Annotated in this window: 24 protein-coding genes and 3 tRNA genes; 16 read left to right on the top strand and 11 right to left on the bottom strand. The window is 59.4% G+C overall.

Translation table 11 applies throughout. The annotated features are described in order from the left end of the window. Nucleotides 1–37: 37 nt before the first annotated feature. The 5 genes from ABS758_RS00135 to ABS758_RS00115 are packed head-to-tail and all read left to right on the top strand — an operon-like array spanning nt 38 to nt 7,506. On the top strand, nt 38–3,793 hold the full coding sequence (locus tag ABS758_RS00135) for a nitrate reductase subunit alpha (RefSeq protein WP_350379500.1): 3,756 nt from the start codon (nt 38–40) through the stop codon (nt 3,791–3,793). 11 nt (nt 3,794–3,804) lie between these two features. Next, on the top strand, nt 3,805–5,346 hold the full coding sequence (gene narH / locus ABS758_RS00130) for a nitrate reductase subunit beta (RefSeq protein ID WP_350379498.1): 1,542 nt from the start codon (nt 3,805–3,807) through the stop codon (nt 5,344–5,346). 11 nt (nt 5,347–5,357) lie between these two features. Further along, nucleotides 5,358–6,050 carry a nitrate reductase molybdenum cofactor assembly chaperone gene (narJ, locus tag ABS758_RS00125; protein WP_350379495.1) on the top strand — a complete coding sequence of 231 codons (693 nt, stop codon included), beginning with the start codon at nt 5,358–5,360 and terminating at the stop codon, nt 6,048–6,050. 10 nt (nt 6,051–6,060) lie between these two features. Continuing rightward, the gene (gene narI, locus ABS758_RS00120) at nt 6,061–6,750 is read left to right on the top strand and encodes a respiratory nitrate reductase subunit gamma (RefSeq protein ID WP_350379493.1); all 690 of its coding nucleotides are present in this window, start codon (nt 6,061–6,063) and stop codon (nt 6,748–6,750) included. A gap of 9 nt (nt 6,751–6,759) precedes the next feature. After that, nucleotides 6,760–7,506, top strand: a complete 747-nt coding sequence (locus tag ABS758_RS00115) for a peptidylprolyl isomerase (protein ID WP_350379490.1) — start codon at nt 6,760–6,762, stop codon at nt 7,504–7,506. Here ABS758_RS00115 and ABS758_RS00110 read toward each other — a convergent pair. The 3 genes from ABS758_RS00110 to ABS758_RS00100 are packed head-to-tail and all read right to left on the bottom strand — an operon-like array spanning nt 7,489 to nt 9,719. After that, entirely contained in the window at nt 7,489–7,983 is a 495-nt protein-coding gene (locus ABS758_RS00110; RefSeq protein WP_350379488.1) for an RrF2 family transcriptional regulator, read from the bottom strand. The genes ABS758_RS00115 and ABS758_RS00110 overlap by 18 nt on opposite strands. Before the next feature lie 13 nt (nt 7,984–7,996). After that, entirely contained in the window at nt 7,997–9,319 is a 1,323-nt protein-coding gene (locus tag ABS758_RS00105; protein ID WP_350379487.1) for an NnrS family protein, read from the bottom strand. Next, nucleotides 9,297–9,719, bottom strand: a complete 423-nt coding sequence (locus ABS758_RS00100) for a group III truncated hemoglobin (RefSeq protein ID WP_350379484.1) — start codon at nt 9,717–9,719, stop codon at nt 9,297–9,299. Before ABS758_RS00100 ends, ABS758_RS00105 begins: the two co-directional genes overlap by 23 nt. A gap of 208 nt (nt 9,720–9,927) precedes the next feature. Between ABS758_RS00100 and ABS758_RS00095 the strand changes: the two genes are divergently transcribed. Both ABS758_RS00095 and ABS758_RS00090 read left to right on the top strand, forming a co-directional pair. Beyond that, complete coding sequence (locus tag ABS758_RS00095; protein ID WP_350379481.1) at nt 9,928–10,926, top strand: glycosyltransferase family 2 protein; 999 nt, start codon at nt 9,928–9,930, stop codon at nt 10,924–10,926. Further along, nucleotides 10,923–12,581 carry an ArnT family glycosyltransferase gene (locus ABS758_RS00090; protein ID WP_350379479.1) on the top strand — a complete coding sequence of 553 codons (1,659 nt, stop codon included), beginning with the start codon at nt 10,923–10,925 and terminating at the stop codon, nt 12,579–12,581. The genes ABS758_RS00095 and ABS758_RS00090 overlap by 4 nt, the downstream gene beginning before the upstream one ends. Here ABS758_RS00090 and ABS758_RS00085 read toward each other — a convergent pair. Next, a complete protein-coding gene (locus ABS758_RS00085; protein ID WP_350379477.1) occupies nt 12,541–12,933 on the bottom strand; it encodes a GtrA family protein in 393 nt (130 codons plus the stop codon). The genes ABS758_RS00090 and ABS758_RS00085 overlap by 41 nt on opposite strands. Nucleotides 12,934–12,967: 34 nt before the next feature. Here ABS758_RS00085 and ABS758_RS00080 point away from each other — a divergent pair, with 34 nt between their 5' ends. The 5 genes from ABS758_RS00080 (at nt 12,968) to mobA (ending at nt 16,420) form a co-directional block, all read left to right on the top strand. Continuing rightward, a complete protein-coding gene (locus ABS758_RS00080; RefSeq protein ID WP_350379474.1) occupies nt 12,968–13,822 on the top strand; it encodes a ChbG/HpnK family deacetylase in 855 nt (284 codons plus the stop codon). Continuing rightward, nucleotides 13,819–14,181, top strand: a complete 363-nt coding sequence (locus tag ABS758_RS00075; RefSeq protein WP_350379472.1) for a protein tyrosine phosphatase family protein — start codon at nt 13,819–13,821, stop codon at nt 14,179–14,181. Before ABS758_RS00080 ends, ABS758_RS00075 begins: the two co-directional genes overlap by 4 nt. 70 nt (nt 14,182–14,251) lie before the next feature. After that, nucleotides 14,252–14,713 carry a universal stress protein gene (locus ABS758_RS00070; RefSeq protein WP_350379470.1) on the top strand — a complete coding sequence of 154 codons (462 nt, stop codon included), beginning with the start codon at nt 14,252–14,254 and terminating at the stop codon, nt 14,711–14,713. 14 nt (nt 14,714–14,727) lie between these two features. Further along, entirely contained in the window at nt 14,728–15,810 is a 1,083-nt protein-coding gene (moaA, locus tag ABS758_RS00065; RefSeq protein WP_350379468.1) for a GTP 3',8-cyclase MoaA, read from the top strand. Beyond that, nucleotides 15,803–16,420: a molybdenum cofactor guanylyltransferase gene (gene mobA / locus ABS758_RS00060; RefSeq protein ID WP_350379466.1), complete on the top strand. Its 618-nt coding sequence runs from the start codon at nt 15,803–15,805 to the stop codon at nt 16,418–16,420. The genes moaA and mobA overlap by 8 nt, the downstream gene beginning before the upstream one ends. Here the strand turns inward: mobA and ABS758_RS00055 are convergent. The 5 genes from ABS758_RS00055 to moaC are packed head-to-tail and all read right to left on the bottom strand — an operon-like array spanning nt 16,417 to nt 19,388. Beyond that, a complete protein-coding gene (locus ABS758_RS00055) occupies nt 16,417–17,625 on the bottom strand; it encodes a molybdopterin molybdotransferase MoeA (protein WP_350379464.1) in 1,209 nt (402 codons plus the stop codon). The two genes, mobA and ABS758_RS00055, sit on opposite strands and share 4 nt — an antisense overlap. Nucleotides 17,626–17,627: 2 nt before the next feature. Then, a complete protein-coding gene (gene moaB / locus ABS758_RS00050; RefSeq protein WP_350379462.1) occupies nt 17,628–18,152 on the bottom strand; it encodes a molybdenum cofactor biosynthesis protein B in 525 nt (174 codons plus the stop codon). After that, nucleotides 18,142–18,621, bottom strand: a complete 480-nt coding sequence (locus ABS758_RS00045; RefSeq protein ID WP_350380192.1) for a molybdenum cofactor biosynthesis protein MoaE — start codon at nt 18,619–18,621, stop codon at nt 18,142–18,144. The genes moaB and ABS758_RS00045 overlap by 11 nt, the downstream gene beginning before the upstream one ends. A gap of 40 nt (nt 18,622–18,661) precedes the next feature. After that, nucleotides 18,662–18,913 carry a MoaD/ThiS family protein gene (locus tag ABS758_RS00040; protein WP_350379460.1) on the bottom strand — a complete coding sequence of 84 codons (252 nt, stop codon included), beginning with the start codon at nt 18,911–18,913 and terminating at the stop codon, nt 18,662–18,664. Then, nucleotides 18,894–19,388 (bottom strand): cyclic pyranopterin monophosphate synthase MoaC, encoded by a 495-nt coding sequence (gene moaC, locus ABS758_RS00035; RefSeq protein ID WP_350379458.1) that lies wholly within the window; start codon nt 19,386–19,388, stop codon nt 18,894–18,896. The genes ABS758_RS00040 and moaC overlap by 20 nt, the downstream gene beginning before the upstream one ends. A gap of 70 nt (nt 19,389–19,458) precedes the next feature. Between moaC and ABS758_RS00030 the strand changes: the two genes are divergently transcribed. Then, a complete protein-coding gene (locus tag ABS758_RS00030) occupies nt 19,459–20,976 on the top strand; it encodes an MFS transporter (RefSeq protein ID WP_350379457.1) in 1,518 nt (505 codons plus the stop codon). Here ABS758_RS00030 and ABS758_RS00025 read toward each other — a convergent pair. Together ABS758_RS00025 and bioB are read right to left on the bottom strand one after the other, a co-directional pair. After that, complete coding sequence (locus tag ABS758_RS00025) at nt 20,866–21,747, bottom strand: DMT family transporter (protein ID WP_350379455.1); 882 nt, start codon at nt 21,745–21,747, stop codon at nt 20,866–20,868. The genes ABS758_RS00030 and ABS758_RS00025 overlap by 111 nt on opposite strands. Next, nucleotides 21,747–22,745, bottom strand: coding sequence for a biotin synthase BioB (gene bioB / locus ABS758_RS00020; protein WP_350379453.1), 999 nt, complete (start codon nt 22,743–22,745; stop codon nt 21,747–21,749). Before bioB ends, ABS758_RS00025 begins: the two co-directional genes overlap by 1 nt. A 279-nt stretch (nt 22,746–23,024) precedes the next feature. Here bioB and ABS758_RS00015 point away from each other — a divergent pair. The 3 genes from ABS758_RS00015 (at nt 23,025) to ABS758_RS00005 (ending at nt 23,293) form a co-directional block, all read left to right on the top strand. Further along, nucleotides 23,025–23,100 (top strand) — tRNA-Ala (locus tag ABS758_RS00015). A 20-nt stretch (nt 23,101–23,120) separates the two neighbouring features. Further along, nucleotides 23,121–23,196, top strand: a tRNA-Glu gene (locus ABS758_RS00010). A gap of 20 nt (nt 23,197–23,216) precedes the next feature. Continuing rightward, nucleotides 23,217–23,293: transfer RNA gene (locus ABS758_RS00005), tRNA-Asp, on the top strand. Nucleotides 23,294–23,411: the final 118 nt, after the last annotated feature.

Raw genomic sequence — 23,411 nt, 5'->3', positions numbered from 1 at the left:
CGACATTTTTAGAATTCTTTCCAACGGAGCCATCGTCGTGAGCCATTTCATTGATCGCCTGAAATATTTTTCCCGTCCGAAAGAGCCGTTTTCCAATGGGCATGGCACTGTGGTGCACGAAGATCGCACCTGGGAAGAAGCCTACCGCAATCGCTGGCAGCACGACAAAATTGTCCGCTCCACACACGGGGTCAACTGCACGGGCTCCTGTTCCTGGAAAATCTACGTAAAAGGCGGCATTGTTACCTGGGAAACCCAGCAAACCGACTACCCCAGAACCCGCCCTGACATGCCCAACCACGAGCCCCGTGGCTGTCCGCGGGGCGCCACGTTCTCGTGGTACCTGTACAGCGCCAACCGGGTCAAATATCCCATGTTGCGTGGCCGGCTGGCACGGATGTGGCGCGAGCAGCGTCAGTCGCTGGGGCCGGTTCAGGCCTGGGAATCCATCGTCTCTGACCCCGAAAAAGCCTCATCCTATAAATCGATGCGGGGTTTGGGCGGTTTTGTGCGATCCAACTGGGATGAGGTCAACGAGATCATCGCTGCGGCCAATATCTATACCATCAAGCGCTACGGGCCAGATCGCATCGCGGGGTTCTCGCCGATTCCGGCCATGTCCATGATCTCCTACGCCTCGGGCAGCCGTTATCTGTCGCTGCTGGGTGGGTCTTTGCTCAGTTTCTACGACTGGTACTGTGATCTGCCCCCCTCCAGCCCGCAAACCTGGGGCGAGCAAACTGACGTCAGCGAATCCGCCGATTGGTATAACTCCACCTTCATCATGCTGTGGGGCTCCAATGTGCCGCAAACGCGTACACCCGATGCCCACTTCATGGTCGAAGCGCGTTATCGGGGTGCCAAGGTTATTTCGGTTTTCCCGGATTATGCCGAGGGTGCAAAGTTTGGCGATCTCTGGATCCACCCCAAGCAGGGTACCGACGCCGCCTTGGCCCTGGCCATGGGCCATGTGGTGCTCAAAGAGTTTCACCTGGCGGGTAAAAGTGCGTATTTCGACCAATACTGCCGCCAGTACACCGACATGCCTTTCCTGGTTCGGCTGGTGCGTCAGGGCGATCACTACGTGCCGGATCGCAAGCTGCGGGCTGCCGATTTCACCGACCGTCTGGGCCAGCAAAACAACCCCGAATGGAAAACCGTCGCCTGTGACGAAAACACCGGTGATTGGATTGTCCCCCAGGGCTCCATCGGCTTTCGTTGGGGCCAAAAAGAGGGTGAGGACGCCGGCAAATGGAACCTCGAACTCAAAGATGCGCGGGGCCAGGCTGTCAAGCCGCGCCTGTCCTTGCTGGATGTCCGGGACGACGCCGTTCCCGTGGCTTTTCCCTATTTTGGCGGCGTGCACCACGATTACTTCAAGGGCACCGACCACGATGAAGTGTTGGTGCGCCAGTTGCCGGTCAAGCGTGTACAAACTGCCGAAGGCGAAGTGCTGGTGGCCACCGTATTTGATCTTTTCGTGGCCAACTACGGTATCGACCGTGGCTTGGGGGGCGAAAACGTCGCGTCTTCCTTCGATGACGATGTCCCCTACACCCCGGCCTGGCAAGAGCGCATCACGGGTGTGCCCCGCGAACAGGTCATCACCGTGGCGCGCCAGTTTGCCGATAACGCCGACAAAACCCAGGGCAAGTCGATGGTGATTCTTGGGGCCGGCCTCAATCACTGGTATCACATGGATATGTCGTATCGCGGCATCATCAATCTGGTTTCCATGTGTGGCTGTGTGGGTCAGTCGGGTGGTGGCTGGTGCCACTATGTGGGACAAGAAAAACTTCGCCCGCAAACCGGCTGGACGATGCTGACCTTTGCGCTCGATTGGCTGCGCCCGCCACGCCACATGAACGGCACCTCGTTTTTCTACGCCCACTCCGATCAATGGCGCTACGAGAAGCTGAAGGTCTCCGAGCTTCTGTCACCACTGGCCGACCCCACCAAATACCAGGGTGGGCTGATCGACATGAACGTGCGTGCCGAGCGCATGGGCTGGTTGCCCACTGCCCCGCAGCTGCAAGCCAATCCGCTTAAAGTGGTGCAAGATGCCCAGGCAGCCGGGCAAGACCCCAAAGATTACGTCGTCAAGGGCTTGACCGACGGTTCTTTGAAATTGGCCTGCGAAGACCCGGACAACCCCGAGAATTTTCCCCGCAACCTGTTTGTGTGGCGCTCCAATATTTTGGGGTCTTCCGGCAAGGGGCACGAATATTTCCTCAAGCATCTGTTGGGTACGCAACACGGCGTCCAGGGCAAGGATCTGGGCGAAATGGGCGAAAGCCGGCCTCAAGAAGTCAAATGGCACGACGAAGCCCCTCAGGGTAAGCTCGATCTGCTGGTTACGCTCGATTTTCGTATGTCCACCACCTGTGTGTACTCGGACATCGTGCTGCCTACGGCCACCTGGTACGAGAAAAATGATCTCAATACCTCGGACATGCACCCGTTCATCCACCCCTTGTCAGCAGCGGTTGATCCCATCTGGGAGTCGCGCAGCGACTGGGAGATCTACAAGCAGCTGGCCGAGAAATTCACCGAGCTTGCCGCAGACGCAGATCTTCCGGACGAAGATCTCGTCATGCAGCCCATGCAGCATGATTCTCCGGGAGAGCTCTCCGATCCCTACGAGGTTCGCGACTGGCGCAAGGGCGAATGCCAGCCGATCCCGGGCAAGACGATGCCCAACCTGATGGTGGTAAATCGCGACTACAAAAATCTGTACAAGCGCTTTATTACGCTGGGCCCGCTGGCCGAGAAGCTGGGCAATGGCGGCAAGGGCATCTCGTGGGATACCAAAGAAGAAGTCGATTTCTTGCGCAAGCTCAATTACACCGAGCGCGAGCCGGGGGTGGGGCAGGGCCAGCCGCGCATTTTCACGGATATCGACGCCTGCGAGACTGTGCTTACCCTGGCACCCGAAACCAATGGCCATGTGGCGCTCAAGGCCTGGGAGGCCCTCTCCAAATCAACCGGGCGCGATCATACCCATCTGGTGCGCTCCAGCGAGCACGAGAAAATCCGCTTCCGCGATATCCAGGCGCAACCGCGCAAGATTCTCACCTCGCCCACCTGGTCGGGGATCGAATCCGACAAGGTCAGCTACAGCGCGGGCTACACCAATGTGCACGAAATGATCCCCTGGCGCACGCTCACCGGCCGTCAGGAGCTCTATCAGGATCACCCCTGGATGCGCGACTTTGGCGAGGCACTGTGTGTGTACCGGCCACCGGTGGATACAAAAACCATCAAGCCGATGCTCGACAAGCAGTTCAGTAACGGTGAGCCCCATGTGGTGCTTAACTTCATCACACCGCACCAAAAATGGGGCATCCACTCTACCTATTCCGACAACCTGATAATGCTCACCCTATCACGCGGTGGCCCCATTGTCTGGATGTCCGAAATCGATGCCGCCAAGGCGGGCATTGTCGATAATGACTGGATCGAGGTCTTTAACGTCAATGGCGCCCTGGTGGCGCGGGCGGTGGTCAGCCAGCGGGTGCCCGAGGGCATGACCATGATGTATCACGCCCAGGAAAAAATCGTCAATGTGCCGGGCTCCGAGATCACCGGGAAGCGAGGCGGCATTCATAACTCGGTTACCCGCATTGTAATTAAGCCAACCCACATGATTGGCGGATATGCCCACCTGGCCTACGGGTTCAATTATTACGGCACTGTCGGATCCAACCGCGATGAGTTTGTGGTGGTTCGCAAACTGAAGAACGTTGACTGGATGGACGAGACGCACGAAATCCCTGCCCAGACACAGGCCTAAGGAGCTACCCCATGAAAATACGCGCACAAGTTGCCATGGTCCTCAATCTGGACAAATGCATTGGCTGCCATACCTGTTCGATTACCTGCAAAAATGTCTGGACGTCCCGTGAGGGCATGGAATACGCCTGGTTCAACAACGTCGAAACCAAGCCTGGCATTGGCTATCCCAAAGACTGGGAAAACCAGGATCGCTGGAACGGCGGTTGGCGACGCAAGGCCAATGGCCGCATCGAGCCCCGCCAGGGTGGCAAGCTTAAGCTTTTGTCCCGCATTTTTGCCAATCCCAATTTGCCCCAGATTGACGATTACTACGAGCCCTTTACCTACGATTACGAGTATCTGCAAAAAGCCCCCGAGCGCACCACGCCGCCCGTGGCACGGCCGCGTTCGCTGATTACCGGGCAACGCATGGAGAAAATCGAGTGGGGCCCCAACTGGGAGGAAATCCTGGGTGGCGAGTTCTCCAAACGCTCCAAGGATTACAACTTCGAGGACGTGCAAAAAGACATCTACGGGCAGTTTGAAAACACCTTCATGATGTACCTGCCACGGCTGTGCGAGCACTGCCTTAATCCAACCTGTGTGGCCAGTTGCCCCTCGGGCTCCATCTACAAGCGCGCCGAAGACGGTATTGTCCTGATCGACCAGGACAAATGCCGCGGCTGGCGCATGTGCATTTCCGGCTGCCCTTACAAAAAAATTTACTACAACTGGAAATCCGGCAAGGCTGAGAAATGCATCTTCTGCTATCCGCGCATCGAGGCCGGGATGCCTACGGTGTGTTCCGAAACCTGCGTGGGGCGTATTCGTTACCTGGGCGTGCTGCTTTATGATGCCGACCGCATCGAGGCGGCTGCCAGCGTCCCGGACGAAAAAGATCTGTACGAAGCGCAGCTCGATCTTTTCCTGGATCCCTTCGACCCGGAAATCCGTCGTCAGGCCCTGGCCGATGGCATTCCCGAAAACTGGCTGGATGCCGCCTGTAATTCGCCGGTGTACAAAATGGCGGTCGAGTGGAAAATCGCCTTCCCGCTGCACCCCGAATACCGCACCTTGCCGATGGTCTGGTACGTGCCGCCGCTGTCGCCCATTCAATCGGCGGCCAACAGTGGTCAGATTGGCGCGTTTGGCGAAATTCCGGATGTGAAATCCTTGCGAATTCCCCTGCGTTATCTGGCCAATCTGCTGACGGCCGGCAACGAACCCCCTGTTGCGCTTGCGCTCGAACGCATGCTGGCCATGCGTGCATTCATGCGGGCCCGTTCGGTTGACCGCCAGGAGCGTCAGGATATCCTGGATCAGGTTGATCTCACGGTGCACGAAGTCGAAGACATGCATCGCTACCTGGCCATTGCCAACTACGAAGACCGTTTTGTCATCCCCACGGCACACCGCGAAAACGCTGAGAACGCCTTCGAGATCCGGGGCGGTTGCGGTTTTACGTTTGGCAATGGCTGTTCGGGGGGCAGCTCCGAGGGCTCGCTCTTTGGCAAGCCACGCAACAAACGCAAACCGACGGTGGTCTTTCTTGATCCCGCCCGGACGGCCTGAAGGAGACCCGCATGACAGAACTGCTCACAACACGGGATGCGGCGGTGTTCTCCGTGATGTCGCTCTTGCTCAGCTATCCCGAGCAAGATTGGCTTGATGCCTTGCCCGAACTCTCGGATGAACTTCCGCCCGAGGCGCAGCAACGGCTGGCCCCCCTGTTTGCCTATTTGCGCAGCTTCGACGATCTGATCGACCTTCAGGAAGCCTATGTGGCCACCTTCGATCGGCGGGCTGCGCATTCGCTGCATTTATTCGAGCACGTCCACGGCGAATCCCGCGACCGTGGCCAGGCGATGGTGGATCTGCAAAACGAGTACCTGAAGCATGGGCTCGAGCCTGCCACCACCGAGCTGCCCGACTACGTTCCCCTGTTTCTGGAGTTTCTCGGACAGATACCTCCAGAGGCGGCGGAGACCTTGTTGGGCGATGCCATCCATGTCCTGTCTCGACTGGGCGACAAACTCACAGAGTCCGACAGCCCCTACGCCTGCCTGTTTGTGCATTTGCGTACCCTTACGCCGGTGCAGCCCGAGATGTTGCCGGATCCGCCCGAGGGCGAGATGGAAGAAACCATGATCACGTTCGGCCCGCAGGCCGATGGCACTGAGCCTTTGCTGATGCAGCGGGCAGGCCAGCAAACGCAGCCGCTGGTGTTTCATCCGCCACGGGTGCGTGCCAAACAATCAGGCAACAAACCGGTTTGAGGAGATCATCATGAAAGACAGTCTGAATCTTTTCTTTTTCGGGGTGTATCCCTACATTGCCCTCAGCATTTTTTTCCTGGGCAGCCTGGTGCGCTTCGAGCGCGAGCAATACACCTGGAAAAGCGACTCCAGCCAGTTGTTGCGTTCAGGCTCTTTGCGCTGGGGCAGCAATCTCTTCCATATCGGGATCATCTCCCTGTTCTTCACCCATCTGGTGGGCTTGCTGACGCCACCGGCTGTTTATCATGCCTTTGGCGTCACCACCGAGTTCAAGCAACTGCTGGCCATCATTGTGGGCGCCATCCTGGGGATCATCTGCCTCATTGGCTTGTTGCTGCTGATTCATCGCCGCTGGGCAGAAATTCGTATCCACCATAACAGCACCCATGCCGATTGGGTCACGTTGCTGTGGATCCTGCTGGTGCTGGCCTTTGGTCTGGCAACGCTGTTTACTTCAGTGCAGCACACGGACGGTGCCGTGATGATCCAGCTGGGCGAGTGGTCGCAGCGCATTGTCACCTTCCGTTCAGGGGCGGTAGGGGCCCTCGAAGGCGTACCGCTGGTTTATCGCCTGCATATGGTGCTTGGGATGACGCTCTTCCTGATCTTCCCGTTTACCCGGCTGGTGCATGTGTGGTCGGGTTTTGCGTCGGTCACGTATCTGGTGCGTCCCTGGCAACTGGTTCGCCCACGCCGCTAAGGAGGCCTCATGATCACGGTTAATGACATCACCATTACCGAGGCCGAGGTGCTGGCCGAGGTGCCCAATCATCAACAAGAGGCCAACCCGCGCCTGGCGGCCGGCCAAGAACTCGTCTTGCGCGAGCTCATCCGCCAACGGGGTGCAGCGCTGGATCTGAATGCGGATTCGGATGAGGCCCTGACGGCGGCCGTGCTAAATGAAGACGTGCGCACGCCACAGGCAGACGAGGCCAGTTGCCGGCGCTACTACGAGCAGCATCCTGACGAGTTCCGCGAAGGTGATCTCATCGAGGTCTGGCATATTCTTTTTCAGGCCACTTCGGGGCTGGACGTGCAAAAACTGCGCTCCCGGGCCAATTTGCATCTGGCCGAGCTCCACCGCAAAGGTCTGGGGCATTTTGCCCAGTTTGCCCGCGAGTACTCCAACTGCCCCTCCGGGTCAGAAGGCGGCTCGCTGGGTGAACTTACCCGCGGCGAGATGGTGCCCGAGTTTGAAAAGGCCGTGTTTGCCATGCCCGAGTACACGCTGGCCCCCGAGCTTATCGAATCCCGCTTTGGTTTTCATATTGTCCGAACCGGACGTAAGGCCGAAGGCCACATTGTGCCCTTCGAGGCTGCGCATCAGCGCCTGGCCACCTGGCTCGAAGAATCCAGCTATCGCCGGGCGGTACACCAGTACCTGCAGCAACTGGTGGGCAGTGCCCAGATACAGGGTATTCCTATGCAGGGGTCGGATTCACCCTTGGTGCAATAAGCCTGCCTGACGCCTGATACGCACCTCGGCTGCCGGTTTCGCCGGGGTGTCAGGCGTCAAACCAGGCTGGAGGGTACCTGTGGGTGGCAGCACGTCGGCCAGCGTGCGGGCATCCAGATAATCCATAAAGGCCTGCAGGGCCCCGGCAATCACGGGTTTCAGCCCGCAGTGGCCGCTGAGGATGCACTGGTTGTCAGACCCCATGCATTCCACCAGCGCCAGATCGTTTTCCATATCGCGGATCAGGGCACCCAAAGGAATCTCATCTGGCTCGTGAGCCAGCTCCATCCCGCCATTTTTACCACGTACCGTCCGGATCCAGCCGTGTTGCCCCAGCCGGTGGGTGATTTTCATCAGGTGCGGCTCGGAGATGCCATAGAACTGGGCAATTTCCGCAATCGTGCACAGGCGGTCGCGGTGGTTGCTGAGGTACATCAGCAGCCGTACCGCGTAGTCGCTCATGTTGGTGAGGCGCATGGTGGTCCTTGCCCTAACGGGCTTCTGCGGGGCGAACCACCGCCGGCTTTTTGGCCGCGGCCACCGGTGCCGGTTTGTCGGGCCGTGGGCGGATCAGCATAGGAACAAAGCGCCACAGGTAAAGGCCCAGGGCAACAATCCAGGCCACTGCGCTGAGATGCAGTAAGTGCACGCTGGTGGCCGTGGGCCACAGCGCAGCCAGGCGCAGGACGGCTGCCACCACCACCAGCCAATGGCCGGCCAGCATGCTGCGATCCAGCGCCAGGGGCCGCCCCAGGTGGCCCAGGGCAGTACGGGTGAGCATACCGATGATCAGAATGCAAAAGCCTGCCAGGCCAATCAGGTGCACGTGCGTCGCGCTGCGTGCCAGCACCCCATTGAGAATGGCCGGGTCAAACAGATTGCTGAACTGCCAGGCGGCAAACAGCAGGCCGATGCCGATAAAGGCATAGCCCAGGTACAGAATCCAGAGCATCGGCTTGTGCAGGACGGCTTTGGGTTTCCAGTAAAATAGTTGTCCCAGGCTGATCAGGCCGGTGATGAACAGGCTGATCGCCATCACCAGCGGCAGGGTGTGCACCCCGCTGCCGGGTGTCATGGGTGTACCGGTGATCTGCACCCCGATGCCTGCGGCCAGGGCCAGCCCGCTGAACACCATCTGGTATTGCCCGGAGCGTGTCAGCATGGGGATTTTCAGATCAGGCACCATGCGCATTGCAAAAAACGGGATCACCCGGCGGGCAATCAGCAAGGCAATGATGGCCATGCCGATCAGGCCGATGTCAAAGCGCTGCATCAGTTCGATGTAGTTGCCGTCCAGCGCGGCCAGCAGGTACATCAGGTCGGCGACCCCCAGCATGAAAATCAGAACCGGCACCCCATAGTTGCGCCGGCTGCGTCCCTTGATCATGACGCGGCCCAGGGCCACGGCAGAGCCTGCGAAGAATAGGAGTTCGGCAACCAAGGCAACCCAGAAACCCATCAGGCCACCGGCCAGGAAACCGATGCGGGCAATGCACCACAGAATGCAAAGAACGGCCAGCGGTGTGCCGTGCAGGGGGTTAAAGCCCGTCCACGTGGCGCTGGCAGTGAGCAAAAAGCCCACCGCAATGGTGATGATGAAGCCCCAGAGCATCTCGTGCGCATGCCAGCCCACCATGGACAACGGGCCGGTGAGCAGCTGTGGCGTGAAAATCCACAGCGCGATGGAGATCAGTGCCCAGCTTGCCCCCGCGATATACAGCGGGCGGAAACCCAGGGCCAGAAATGCAGCCATGGAAGGGCGGTTGGGGGAGAGAGGCGCGGGCGCTTCTTCAACGTTCAGCAGATGAGACATTTTCGTCAAACTCCGTGACGGGATGATTGGGGGAATGACTGATCTGATAGCCATACCAGAGACTGCGGGCAATCCGCTGGGCAAAATCCTGGGCCTGGGCCTGAAAGGCGGGGTTGTCAAACTCGGCCAGTGTCTCGCGAAACAGATCCAGCCAGCGGATGAACATGCTGCCCTCGATGCCGGGCAAAGCCACATGGCGGGGCATGGGCGTACCACTGTAGGTGCCCGTGCGACGCAGCAGTGACGACCAGAATCTCACCATGCGTTCAAGGTGTTCGTCCCAGTCGTCGATGTGGGCATCAAAGATGGGGCCGAGGGTCTTGTCTTGCCGGACACGGCGGTAAAAGTGGTGGACGAGGGTGACGATTTCGTCTTGGGTGCAGACAAAGGGTTCGTCCATTCAGCGCTCATAAGGTGTCAATTTTCAAAGGTTCATATTATAGGTACCTTATTAAGATACCGTAAAGTGAATCTTTTGACTGGCTGTCGCTACCGTGCTTCAGTTATCATCAAAGCCCTGGCCGACTGTCATGGTATGACCAGGGTTTTTTTGCTGCCGCCAGGGGCGCATTGGATGCCCGGGTGCTTATTGTTGCCAAATCCCCCACATGTCCAAACCCGCCTTTCTGTCGTGTATTGTGCCGTGCCTCAACGAGCAGGCCAACCTGGCTATTTTGCTGCCAGAGCTTCTGGTGACCCTCGAGCCCCACGTGGATCAGCTGGAGATCATCGTGGTTGATGACGGCAGTACCGATGCCACGCCCGATTTCATGCGCCGCATGTGTAGCCTGCATGCCCAGATCGTGTATTTGCGCCTGTCGCGCAATTTTGGCAAAGAGGCCGCCCTGACGGCGGGCCTTGAGGCTGCGCGCGGCACGGTCATGGTTTGCCTGGACGCCGATCTGCAGCATCCACCGCAAATGGTGCCGGCAATGTTGGCGCGTTGGCGTGAAGGCATCCAGATGGTGTATGCCGTCAGGGCCAGCCGCACCGAGGAAAGCCCGTTCAAGCGCTTGGGCACACGGCTGTTTTATGCACTGATGCGCACCTCCGACGGCCTCACTGTACCGCCCAATGCGGGCGATTTCCGCCTGATGGATCGTGTAGTGGTGGATGCACTGTTGCAACTGCCTGAGCGCGACCGCTTCATGAAGGGGCTGTTTGCCTGGGTGGGCTTCGAGGCTGAGCCCATGCCATACACCCCGCTGCAAAGGCGCTTCGGGGTCAGCCGGTTTCGGCCACTGAAGCTCCTGCGTTTTGCCGTGGATGGCCTCACTGCATTTACGACTTGGCCGTTGCGGATCCTCAGCCTGGTGGGGGCCTGCTTGTCCCTGGTTGCATTTTTGTATGGTCTGTTCATCATCATCACGCACTGGTTATATGGTGATGCCGTGCGCGGTTGGGCCACCCTGATCACCGTGGTGCTGTTTTTCTCTGGCGTCAACCTGATGTCGATGGGGGTGGTGGGCGAATACATTGCCCGGATTTTCACCGAGGTCAAAGGCCGTCCGGTGTATCTGCTGCGCGAGCACCTGGGGGGTGACGGTGCACCGGCACAAGCAAAGCAAACCGATGATGTCCCCGCTCAAGACAAGGATGCTTCATGATGCGTGCCACAGGCTTGCGCGGGTTTGGCTCACGCGTGCTGGACAGTACAGAAAACGTCTGGCGCAGCATGCAAACGCGGCGTGCCTGGCCCTGGATTGCTCTATGGGTGTTTGTCTGGCTGGCGGCCACCACTTGGGCCTATCCCTTGCTGTTGCCCGACGAAGGCCGTTACGTGGGGGTGGCCTGGCACATGCTGGTTTCGGGTGACTTTCTCACCCCGCGCCTGGATGGCATGCCGTTTTTTCATAAGCCGCCCCTGTTTTACTGGCTGACAGCAGGTGCATTGGCTGTGTTTGGCGATAACGCCTGGGCGGGCCGCCTGGTGTCTGTTTTGTCTGCCACCTTGCTGGTTACCGGGTTTTATGTCTTTTTAAGGCGCTACGATCGCGTGTCCGTGGCGCGTCGTGCAGCACTGATTCTTGCCGTGCAGCCGTTTCTGTTTGGTGCGGCCCATTATGCCAATCTGGACATGCTGGTGGCGGCGCTCATGGGCCTGACCGTCATGGCGGGTGCACATGCTGTGTTTCAGCATCAGTTGCAGCGGCCCAGCCACTACGCAATACTGGGGATGTATGCCCTGGCTGCCGGCGGGTTTATGGCCAAGGGCCTGATCGGTGCTGTGCTGCCCGGGGGGATCCTGTTTTTCTGGTTGCTGGGTCTACGCCAGTATCGGGCCATGGGGCGCCTGCTATGGTGGCCCGGTATTGTGCTTTTCCTGGTGCTGATTTCGCCGTGGATGCTCATCATGGAGGTGCGCCATCCCGGTTTCTTTGATTACTACATTATCTATCAGCACTTTCAGCGTTTTCTCGAAACCGGCTTCAATAATCCGCATCCGTTCTGGTTCTACGTGCCGGTGGTGCTGGGCCTGACTCTGCCTTGGTCTGTGCAGCTGTGGCGCTGGTTTACCTTGCATGGCCCGCTACAAACGCATTTCGTACCACCTCTCGAGCGCATCGAGCAGGTCGAGCGCCCGGTCATGCGCGGGCTGATGCTCTCCTGGTTACTGGTTGTGCTGGTGTTTTTCTCCATTCCCAGCTCCAAGCTGGTGGGCTACGTCATCGCCGTGTTGCCGCCGCTAGCCTGGTTTGTCCAGGAAACCTTCGAGCAGCGCCACGAAGAAACCGACCCGTCAGTGGCCAGAAGCCTGGTGCGCCATGCGCTGATTGCCATGGGGCTTTGCCTGCTGGCCGTGGTGGCGCTGCTGCTGTTTCCGCAGCGTACCTCTAAACCGCTGGCCCAGGTGCTTGCCTCCTCTGCCCAGGCAGGCGACCGCCTGGTGATGTTCAACCAGTTTGCTTACGATGTGCCCATGTACGCCCACTGGACGTCTCCTGTGATTGCAGTGGCAAACTGGGAGGATCCGGGCATCATGCGCGGAGACGATTGGCGCCGCGAGCTGGCGGATGCTGCGCAGTTTGCTCCCGTCATCGGCCAGGCTGTGCTCTGGACACCCCAGCGTTTGCAGGCCAGTGTGTGTGAGCCAGGTCGTCCTGATACCTGGATCATGGCGTGGCTCGACGAAGCAGGCCGCTTGCCGGTGCTGGCAGGCAAATTGCCTGTTGCCAAAACACGCAAGATGGGGCTTTGGAAACTCTCTGCCGCAGATCAGGTTAATGGCTGCGCCGAAACGCCCAGTACCGGCCCAAAATAAATGTCATCCCTGCAATGCCGATCAGCACCAGGGCCAGCAGGATGTCATAGCGGATCCGGGTGGCTTGCAGCAAGATGGCGTAGCTGATTTCGTTAATGGCAAAGCCCAGGGCTGACACTATAAAAAACCGCACCGCCGCCCGTAACAGGGGCGCGTGCTGATGGCGAAACGTCAGGCGGTAATGCCCGGCAAATGACACAACGAAAGCCACCAGCCAGCCAATTACATTGGCGACCAGGGGTGCCAGGCCGGCCCAGGCCACACAGGCAACGGCAATTGCCCAGTGGGTGGCTGCCGCTGCACAGCCTACAATAACAAACCAGCCGATCTGGCCCAGAAAGTTTTTAAGCATTCGTCTTGATACGTTCCGGTGACATCAACCAAGCATGAACCAAGCTTCTTCTTCCAGCCTTCCGTCTGATTCACAATATCGGCGCATTGTAGTGTGTGCAGATGATTTCGGAATCAGCGCGTCGGTGGACGCCGCCATTCTGGATCTTGCCGCGGCCGGCCGCCTGTCGGCCACCAGTGTGCTGGTGGATGGCCCCACGGCTACCCAGAACATGCCGGCTCTCTTGCAAACGCATTTGCAGGTTGGCCTGCACCTTAATCTCACTGAATCCTTTGGCCAAGCGGGTGTGTGCCTGCCATTGCGGCAACTGATTTTGTCCGCCTATCTACGCCGGCTGTCCGCCGGGGCGGTGCGCGACAGCATCCGGCGGCAACTGGCACGGTTTGTTCAGCTGACAGGCCGCAACCCGGATTACATCGATGGGCATCAGCATGTACATCAGTTGCCCGTCGTGCGGGATGCCTTGTTGGCTGTGTTGGCAGAGGCTCCAGCACATCGCCCCTGGTTGCGTCATACGGGGCGTCCGCGCACACAAGGCCTGCCCTTGCGTTTGCGGCTCAAGGCCTGGGTGATTGCCTGTCTGGGGGCGCGTCAACTGTGGTGGCAGGCACAAGCGGCAGGGTTTTACCAAAACCCGGGGTTTCTGGGCGTGTATGATTTCACAGGAGGCACCCGGGCATATGCACACTGGATGTCTTGCTGGTTGGCTCAAGCCCAGGCGGATGATGTACTGATGTGTCATCCGTCCAAGGGTGTCGATGCCCAGGATCCACTGTCAGAGCAGCGCCTGGCAGAGTTCTCTGTCTTGTCGGGTGCGCCGTTGGCTGGTTGGCTGGCCAATCATTGTTTAATCATTGCGGGCACAGGCCCCGCCAAGGAGACACCATGAGCGTTTCTTATCAATCTCTTGCTCCGAATTTTGCGGTATGTGGCCAGTTGCAGCCCTCGGACATGGCTGAGTTGGCCCAGGCGGGCTTCAAGTCCGTGATCATCAATCGCCCGGATGGCGAAGGTGGCGCCGAGCAGCCGCAGTCGGATGCCGTGCTGGCCGCCGCCCGGGCCGCAGGCATGGAGGCCCGCTACCAGCCCGTGGTCAGTGGTTCGGTCACACAGGCCAATGTGGTGGATTTTGCTGCATTGCTACAAGAGCTCCCGGGGCCGGTGCTGGCCTTTTGCCGTTCGGGTGGGCGTTGCACCAAATTGTTTCAATCTGCTCAGAACCTTGCGTCAGATCAATCTCAGGGCTGATCCGACTATTTTTTAAGCCGGCTAGCAGGTATGCTGAAGCTTCCCGTTCAGCTCTTTGGATGATCTGCGTATGTTCAAGAAAATCCTTATCCCCACCGACGGCTCCAAGCTCTCTGCACAGGCAGCCAACAAGGGTGTCTGTTTTGCCCGCACCATCGGGGCCGAAGTCGTTGCACTGCACGTTACCCAGCCGTTTGCCGCAACCGTTGGCTTCGACGGCATGGCTGCCGCATACGCCATCACCGACGAAGACTACGACCGCACCGCGGCCGAGCAAGCCCAAAAATACCTGCAGCAAGTGCTCGATCGCGCTGCCACAGCAGGTGTCAAGGCAAGCAGCCGGGCGGTTTCCAACTTCAATGTGGCCGATGGCATCGTGCATGCTGCCAAAGAAGAAAACTGCGACCTGATCTTTATTGGCAGTCATGGCCGCAGTGGCTTGTCACGTTTGTTGCTGGGCAGTGTCACCGTCAAGGTTCTGGGCCTGGCCAAAGTGGCCACACTGGTCTATCGCGTCAAAGAATCCGATTAAACCTGCCTAGATTCATGAGCCGAGTCATTTTCCACGAACCCCAGGATCAACCTCGCCCTGCGGCCCCTCTGGCCGCAGGCGAGGCCGTGCGCGATACGCTCGGGCGGCCGTTGCGCGATTTACGTATTTCCGTCACCGACCGCTGTAATTTCCGCTGCACGTATTGCATGCCCCGCGAGGTCTTCGGCGCCGACCACGCATTTCTGCCGCAAAGCGCCCTGCTTACCTTCGAAGAAATCACGCGGGTGGCCAGCATCGCCTTGTCGCAGGGTGTGCGCAAAATCCGGCTTACCGGTGGCGAGCCCCTGCTGCGCAAGCAAATCGAAATTCTCGTCCAGATGCTGGCGCAGCTGCGTACCCCGGATGGCCTTCCTCCAGAACTCACCCTCACCACCAATGGCACGCTGCTTGCCCGCAAGGCCGAGGCCCTGGCCAAGGCGGGGCTCACGCGCGTTACTGTCAGCCTGGATGCGCTGGACGACGCCATCTTCGAGCGCATGAGTGACAGCGGGGTGGCTGTTGCCACCATCTTGCAGGGTATTCAGGTTGCGGCCCAGGTGGGCCTGGCACCGGTCAAGATCAACATGGTGGTGCGCCACGGGATGAACGATCAGCAAATCCTGCCCATGGCTCGGCATTTTCGGGGCACGGGGCACGTGCTACGCTTCATCGAATACATGGATGTCGGCAATACCAATGGCTGGCGCATGGATGAAGTCGTCACTGGTGCCCAGATCATCCAGCAGATCATCCAAGAATTCCCACTGCAGCCCTTGCAAGCCCAGTATCGCGGAGAAGTCGCCAATCGTTGGGCCTACACCGACGGCGCGGGCGAGATCGGCCTGATCACCAGTGTGTCGCAGCCGTTTTGCGGTGATTGCACGCGGATGCGGCTGTCGCCCGAGGGTCGCCTGTTTACCTGTCTGTTTGCCGACCACGGCCACGATCTCCGTGCCTTGCTGCGTTCCGGCGCCACCGACGACGCCGTGCGTGATCGTCTGGCAGGCGTGTGGTCTTCGCGCAGCGACCGCTATTCCGAGATCCGTGGTGAAGCCCACCGCGACCACAAAATCGAGATGAGCTACATCGGTGGCTAAGGGCGCAGGCCTTTATGCACCATCACCGGCGGATTCTCCAGACGGCCTGATTCTGGCCGGCGGGCGATCCCGCCGAATGCGCAGCCCGCAGATGCCTGACATCGACAAAGGCCTGCGCCTGCGCCATGGCCGGCCTTTGGTGGCAGGTGTGTGCGATTACCTGCGCTCGCAGGGGGTGGGGCAGGTACTGATCAGCACCAATCAGCACCTGGATACCTATCGTGCGTATGGCCAAGTACTTACGGATTCTCCCCAGTGGGCCGATTGCGGGCCTTTGGCCGGCGTGCTGGCAGGCCTGCAGCATAGCCAGGCGTCCTGGGTGCTGGTGTTGCCAGTAGATGTCTTACAGTGGCCCCGGCATTTTTTGGCAGGGTTGCAAGCGGCAGCCACGCCTCGGCATCCCGCCTACGCACAAAGCAATGGCCCTCATCCCTTGTGCCTGTTGGTGCATACCGGGATGGCCACAAGCCTGCAGGCGTTTTTACACAGCGGCCAGCGTCAGGTGCAGGCCTGGCTGCAAGCCTGTGATGCACGGGCAGTGCTGTTTGATGAACCCGACTGCCTGGTCAATCTGAACACCCCCGAAGACTGGCAGCGCTGGGCCCTTTAAATCAGCCAGTCGTTAAAAGCGTACCAGACAACCTCCGCGCCGGGTTCCAGTTTTGTGCCGGCAGGGATCCTGGCCAGGCCATTTGCCCAGCCCAGGCTGCTCAGGGCGCCAGAGCTTTGCTGTGCGTGCGGCACCAAATGTGGCAGACCCGCTGCTTGAGGCGCAGCCTGCACCCGGATGAAATCGTCGCGCTCGCCGCCCAGTGGCTTGCCTGATTGCAGGATGCCGCGCCGGAGCACGGGCATCTGGATCTGGCGCCCCTGCAGACCGCGGATCAGCGGGCTGACCAGCAGTGTGAACACCACAAAGGCCGATACTGGGTTGCCTGGCAGACATACCATCGGGCGTTGGTGGAGCTCTGCCAGTGCCACGGGCTTGCCGGGCTTCATGCGAACACGCCAGAGGTCCAGGGTGCCCCCCAGGGCTTCAATGGCCGGTTTGACCAGATCTTTTTCGCCGACCGATGCGCCTCCGACGCTGAGGACGAGATCGCATTGTTGATGGAGATCGGCAATGGCTTGCTGGATGGCGTTTGTGTCGTCGGGGGCGTGTCGCACCAGGGCCGGTGCGGTGTTCATCCCCTGGCAAAGGCTGGCCAGCATGGCGGCGTTGGAGTTGTAGATGGCACTGGCAGGTAGCGGTTTTCCGGGGGCGATCAGCTCGTCGCCGGTTGTGAGGATACCCACGGTCAGCTTGGGGTATACCTCGGCCTCGGGCAGGCCTTGTGCAGCCAGTGCGGCGATCTGGCCGGCCTGCAAGAAGCTGCCTTGCGACAGGATGCAGTCACCCTGGCGCATGTCGTCGCCTTGGCGGCGGATATGCTGGCCTTTGGGAAACACCTTGTTGAAAGTGACACCGGCGTCATCTTCGTGTGTGTCTTCCTGCATGATGACGGTGTCGGCGCCCTCGGGGATAATGCTGCCGGTAAAGAGGCGGATTGCCTGCCCGGGGCGCAGTGCCTCGGGGATTTGTCCGGCAAAGCAGCGCTGTTGCACCGGCAAGGTGCGTGGCAATGGGGTGAGGTCGGCCAGACGCACCGCGTAGCCGTCCATGGCGCTGTTGTCTGCTGGTGGCAGATCCAGGCTTGCCCGGATGTCGCGGGCCAGCACGCGGCCCGTCAGTTGATCCAGGGGCAGGGTTTCGGTGCGTTTGGGCGCGTGCCCACGGGCCGCCAAATGCGACTGGGCAGTATCAAAATCGAGCATATTCAGTGTGTCGCCTTACGATAGACGCTGGCAAAGTTGCAGGGAGGATGGCGGCTGTCGAGCTGTGGCAAAAGGATTTTCTCCCAGGCCAGACGGCAGGCTGCGGTAGACCCCGGCAGGCAAAACAGCAGGGTATCGTTGGCTTGTCCGCCCAATGCATCCGATTGCAGCGCAGAGGTGCCGATATCCTGCCACGATAAATGGCGAAACATTTCGCCAAAGCCGGGGATGGTTTGGTCCAGTAAAGGCGCCACTGCTGCGATGGCCGATTTTTGGTGGGTGAAACCCGTACCGCCGTTGCACAGAATCACCTGGATATCGGTGCGTGCAATCCAGTCGCTGAGAACGCGCCGGATCTGATAGCGGTTGTCGGGGCATAGATCGCGGGCTTGCAGTGTATGGCCTGCTGTCTGCAGCGACTGCGCAAGATAATCCCCGCTGGTGTCATCGTGCGCCTGTCGGCGGCCCGAGATGGTCAGTACGGCACACTGCAGGCTTACAGGAGGAAGAGAAGGATCAGCTTTCATGGGTTTGCGCCGGGGGATGATCCCAGCTTTCAGTTTTAAGTGCGTCGGCTTCTTGTTGCTGCACCCAAAATGCCCGGCCGCTGGCCAGGGTTTCGCGCTTCCAGAATGGTGCCCGGGTTTTCAGTGTGTCGATGATGTACTCGCAGGCACGAAACGCCTCGCTGCGATGTGCGCTGCTGACACCAACAAACACGATGGGATCCCCTACGGGAAGCTCTCCCACCCGGTGCACCACGTGCGTATCCAGGATGTCCCAGCGTGCCTGGGCGCGTTCGCACAGTGCCTGGATTTCGCGCTCGCACATCCCCGGGTAATGTTCCAGGAAAAGGCTTTCGGATGGGGAGTCGGGGCTGTAGTCGCGCACGGTTCCCAGAAAATATACATAGGCGCCCGCCTGGCCAGCTGCTCTTTTTTGCAGTTGGTCGATCAGTGCAGCCGTGTCAAAGCGTTCTGTCTGGACAACCACCATCATCAAAACCTGTCAAAAATCGAGTTTGGCAGCGGCTGGGTCAGCCGCCTGTTACGGGCTCGAAGACCGCGACTTCGTCGCCGGGCCGGATCATGTCCTGGCGCCTGGCGTGTTGCTGGTTGATGGCCAGCTTGAGGCGGCCGGTTGTGCCCAGCGTGGGGCATCTTGCTGTCAGGGCATCCAGCCAGACACCCGCTTGCACCGGGGCAGCCAGTGTTTGGGTTTCCTGGCGGGTGCCCATGTGTTCGGCCACCTGGGCAAAATACAAAACGTTAATCGTTGCGCCATTCACCGCTTTTTCCTCCAGACTTGTAAACGAGCTGGGTGTTCTCGATGAGGATGCCTTTGTCGGCTGCCTTGCACATGTCGTACACCGTCAGGGCAGCCACCGAGCATGCCGTCATGGCCTCCATCTCGACGCCCGTTTGGTGTTGGGTGTGGCAGGTGCTGCGGATGGTAAGCACATGAGCGGCATCATCGGCACTGAAATCTACCCCGACAAAGCTGAGTGGCAGGCTGTGGCACAGGGGAATGAGCTCGGCGCAGCGCTTGGCTGCCAGGATGCCCGCCACCCTGGCTGTGTTCAGGACTTCGCCCTTGGCGTTGGCCTGTGCAGACAGCAGCCCCCAGGCGTGGGCGCTCAGCCGTACCTGGGCTTGAGCGATCGCTGTACGTTGGGTGGCCGCTTTGTGGCCCACGTCTACCATCCGCACCTGTCCGTTTTCGTCGAGGTGCGTGAGCGTGGGAGAAACATCGTTTTCATTCATCGTTCTATGATATCGGATATTTGATACTGTTTGCGGCACCGGCGGGGCCGTAACAGCCACTGGATCCTTCATGGCCAAGACACTCGGTGCGTTTTTTTCGCTCTATCTGGCAACCCTGATTTTGTTGCTCAGCTCGGGGCTGTTCAACACCTATCTGGGTTTGCGGCTCACCGCACAATCCGTCTCCGAGGTCTGGGTCGGGGCGATGATTGCATCGTACTATCTTGGCCTGGTGCTGGGGGCGCGCTTTGGGCACCAACTGATTATTCAGGTCGGGCATATCCGGGCCTACGCCGCCTGTGCTGCCCTTACCACCGTCACTGTGCTGGTGATGATCCTGGTGCACGACCTCTGGTTTTGGCTGGGCTTGCGATTTGTGGCGGGGGTCTCGATGGTGTGCCTGTTTGTGGCCATCGAAAGCTGGCTCAACGAGCAAACCGAAAACGCCTCGCGTGGAACAGTCTTTGCGTTTTATATGGTGGCCACCTGTTCGGGGACAGTGCTGGGCCAGCTGACGCTGGGCCTGTTTCCAGATCTCGACTATCAACCGCTGGTGTTTGTTGCCATCTGCTGTGTGCTCAGCCTGATGCCCATCACCCTGACGCGCCGGCTTCACCCTGCCTTGCAGGTGCCGGCACCGCTGGCCTTGCGTTATTACCTGGCGCGTGTGCCCATGTCCATGACCGTGCTGTTTGTGGCAGGCATGTTAAACGGTGCGTTTTATGGCCTGGCGCCGGTATATGGCTTGCAGCACGGCATGGATAATCACCAGGTGGGTGTTTTTCTGGCGGCCTCTCTGGCTGCTGGCCTGATTTTTCAGTGGCCTTTGGGGTGGCTGGCAGATCGCACCAGCCGTGTGCGCCTGATCCGTGTGGGCGCTCTGGTGCTGGTGGCCCTGGGGGTTCCGTTGTGGGGCTGGCTGCAGTTTCCCTATCCGGCGCTGGTCGCGTTTTCGGTGGTGCTGGGCATTGTGCAATTTACCCTGTACCCGATGGGTACGTCGTTTGCCAACGATAACGTCGACCCCGAGCGCCGCGTCGGTCTGAGCGCCTTGTTGTACATGGTGTATGGCGTGGGCGCGTGCCTGGGGCCCTTGCTGGCAGGTGTGTTGATGCGGGTATGGGGCAGCGACGTGTATTTTGTGTTTGTGTCGGCGTGCTCGGCCATCTTGGTGCTGTTTATTCGCGAGCAACGGGTAAAAGGCGATCACGTCAGCCCGGATGCCCCCACGCAGTTTGTGCCCATGGCCGACACCCTGCAAAATGCCCACGTGATGGCAGTGCTGGACCCCCGGGTGGATATCGAGCGGGACATCTCGCACGATCCGGTGCTGGATGAAGACATCTCGCCCTCAAATGAATCTGCAACAGAAGAAACCGCCGCAGCTGTAGATCCTTCGGTTGCCGGTGGTGCTGGCCAAGCTGCCGATGCCTGTGCGCCGCCTGATGTGGTTGTCAGACCCGCCGCGTCAGCGGCCTCAGCGGGGAAACAGCAGCACGATGGCGCCGATGGCCAGGGCAATACCCAGCCCCTGGATCCAGGACAGCCGCTCCCGAAATACGCCGGCCCCAACCAGGGTGCCGATTGAAATCACGCCGATATTCATGGCCGCAAATACCAGTGTCGGGTTTTCGGGGAAGCTTTGATGAGCCCGGATGTAAAAGTAGATATTGCTGAAATTCAGCGCCCCCAGCAACACGCCGGATGCCAGGCTGCGTCCGTGCCATTGGGTGCGCTGGATAAGCAGCCACACGCCCAGCAACACGCCGGCCAGCAAAAAGCTTAGCAAGAGGGTGCTGGTAAAGCCTGCGCCGGTGCGTGCCATTTGCTTGAACAGGATGTCGATCACACCGTAGCCCAGCCATACGCCCAGCAGGGTAAGCCACACTTTGCGGCCTGTGCCAGGATGTGGTGCTGCAGTGTTGTCGGCTGCAATGCTGTCGGTTTGCTGACGTCGCTGCAGCAAGCATCCTAATGCGGCCAGTGCCAGCAGGATGCCACCGGCCTTGGCCATGGACAGCGCTTCGTGAAACACCAGAAACGCTGCCAGAATGGGGATGATCAGCGATAGACGCTGTGCTGTGTCGCTTAGCACAATACCTGCATGGCGCACGGCAGACGCCATCACCAGAAATACGGATGGCAAAAGTACGCCCAGCAGCACCAGCACAAGCCAGCCTGCCGGTGTTTGCCGGCCCAGCGAAGCCAGCGGCGGTTGCAGCAGCCAGAGGCACAGCACGCAGGCAGTGACGTAATTCATCGCAATCGCTTGCCCGATCTGGATCTGGTAGCGGCGCGCCAGCTTCAGAAACACAGAAACAAGCACGCTGAAGGTGACACTGAGAATGAGGGTGTGCATTATTGTTGGTCCAGGCAGGTGACTTCAGTATCCGCGGGCATGGCCCGTAATCCCAGGCGGTCAAACAGATCCTTGTCGGTCTGCAGCGCCGGGTTGGGGGTAGTGAGCAGTTGTTCGCCCTGAAAAATGGAATTGGCACCGGCCATAAAGCACAGCGCCTGGGTGCTGTCGTGCATGGATTCGCGCCCGGCAGACAGGCGCACCACCGTGGCAGGCATTGTGATGCGCGTCACTGCGATGGTTCTGACAAACTCAAGCGGGTCCAGGTCTGGTGCGTCAGCTAACGGGGTGCCAGGTACTTTTACCAGTTGGTTGATCGGCACGGATTCAGGGTAGGGTGCCAGATTGGCTAGTGTGGCGATCAGGCCGGCTCGCACCTCGCGGGATTCTCCCAGGCCAACGATGCCGCCGCAACACACCTTCAGGCCCGCGTCGCGCACCCGTTGCAGTGTATCCAGACGGTCGTCAAAGGTGCGGCTGTGAATGATTTCGCTATAGTACTCGCGGGATGTGTCCAGATTGTGGTTGTAGTAATCCAGCCCGGCTTCTTTCAGGCGCTCGGCCTGGCCGGGCTTCAACATGCCCAGGGTGACACAGGTTTCCAGCCCAAGACCCTTGACCGCCTGTACATGTTCGATGACGCCGTCCAGTTGACGCTCGGTGGGTGAGCGCCAGGCGGCGCCCATGCAAAAGCGCTGGGCGCCAGCATCCCTGGCCTTGCGGGCAGCGACCATGACTTGTGCAAGCGGCATCAGCGGCGCTTCCTCCACTGCTGTGGCATAACGCGATGATTGCGGGCAATACGCGCAGTCTTCGGGGCAGGCGCCGGTTTTGATGGACAGCAACCGGGACATCTGCACAGCATTGGCCGGATGGTGTTGCCGGTGCACGGTTTGCGCTCGCAGCAACAAATCATTCAGGGGTAGGGCAAACAGATCCAAAATCGCAGGTATCGACCAGGTGGGTGTCAGGGTTTCGTGGCGGATGCAGGTATCCATGGTGTAGCCGTAGAGTGTGTGGTGATGGCGGCATGTTAGGGAGGCTTGATGCCGTTGACAAACTCTATTTACATTGCAATCTAGCCGAACTTAAGACAAATTCTCCTAACCTGTCGTCTTTCTTGCTGTTTGCCTCAGTTGGGACCGGGTGCAGGCGTCTATGTGTTGGCCGTGTTGTTGTGTAACAAATTGCTGCGTTCGCACATTTTCCGGTGTCAACTTGCACGCCTAAAAAAATTCGTGCATAATCTCGCTTCTTCGTTAACGAAGACCTTGTTTGGGGGTATAGCTCAGCTGGGAGAGCGCTTGCATGGCATGCAAGAGGTCAGCGGTTCGATCCCGCTTACCTCCACCAAACTTCTTAATGATTGTGTTGTCCCCTTCGTCTAGAGGCCTAGGACATCACCCTTTCACGGTGAGTACAGGGGTTCGAATCCCCTAGGGGACGCCAAATTTTTTTGGCACCGCTGCGGAGCGGTAGTTCAGTTGGTTAGAATACCGGCCTGTCACGCCGGGGGTCGCGGGTTCGAGTCCCGTCCGCTCCGCCAGAGAATTCAAAAAGCACCTGCTTCGCGCAGGTGCTTTTTTTGGCTCTACCCCATAATCGGGGGATGGGCATTCATCAGACACGGTTAATCACACCGTTCCAGCCGCATTGAGCCAAGA

Source organism: Castellaniella sp. FW104-7C03 (genome assembly GCF_040276085.1).
GTDB lineage: Bacteria > Pseudomonadota > Gammaproteobacteria > Burkholderiales > Burkholderiaceae_B > Castellaniella.
Note: the sequence above shows the minus strand (reverse complement) of the source record. Positions and strands in the feature narration are given on the sequence as shown.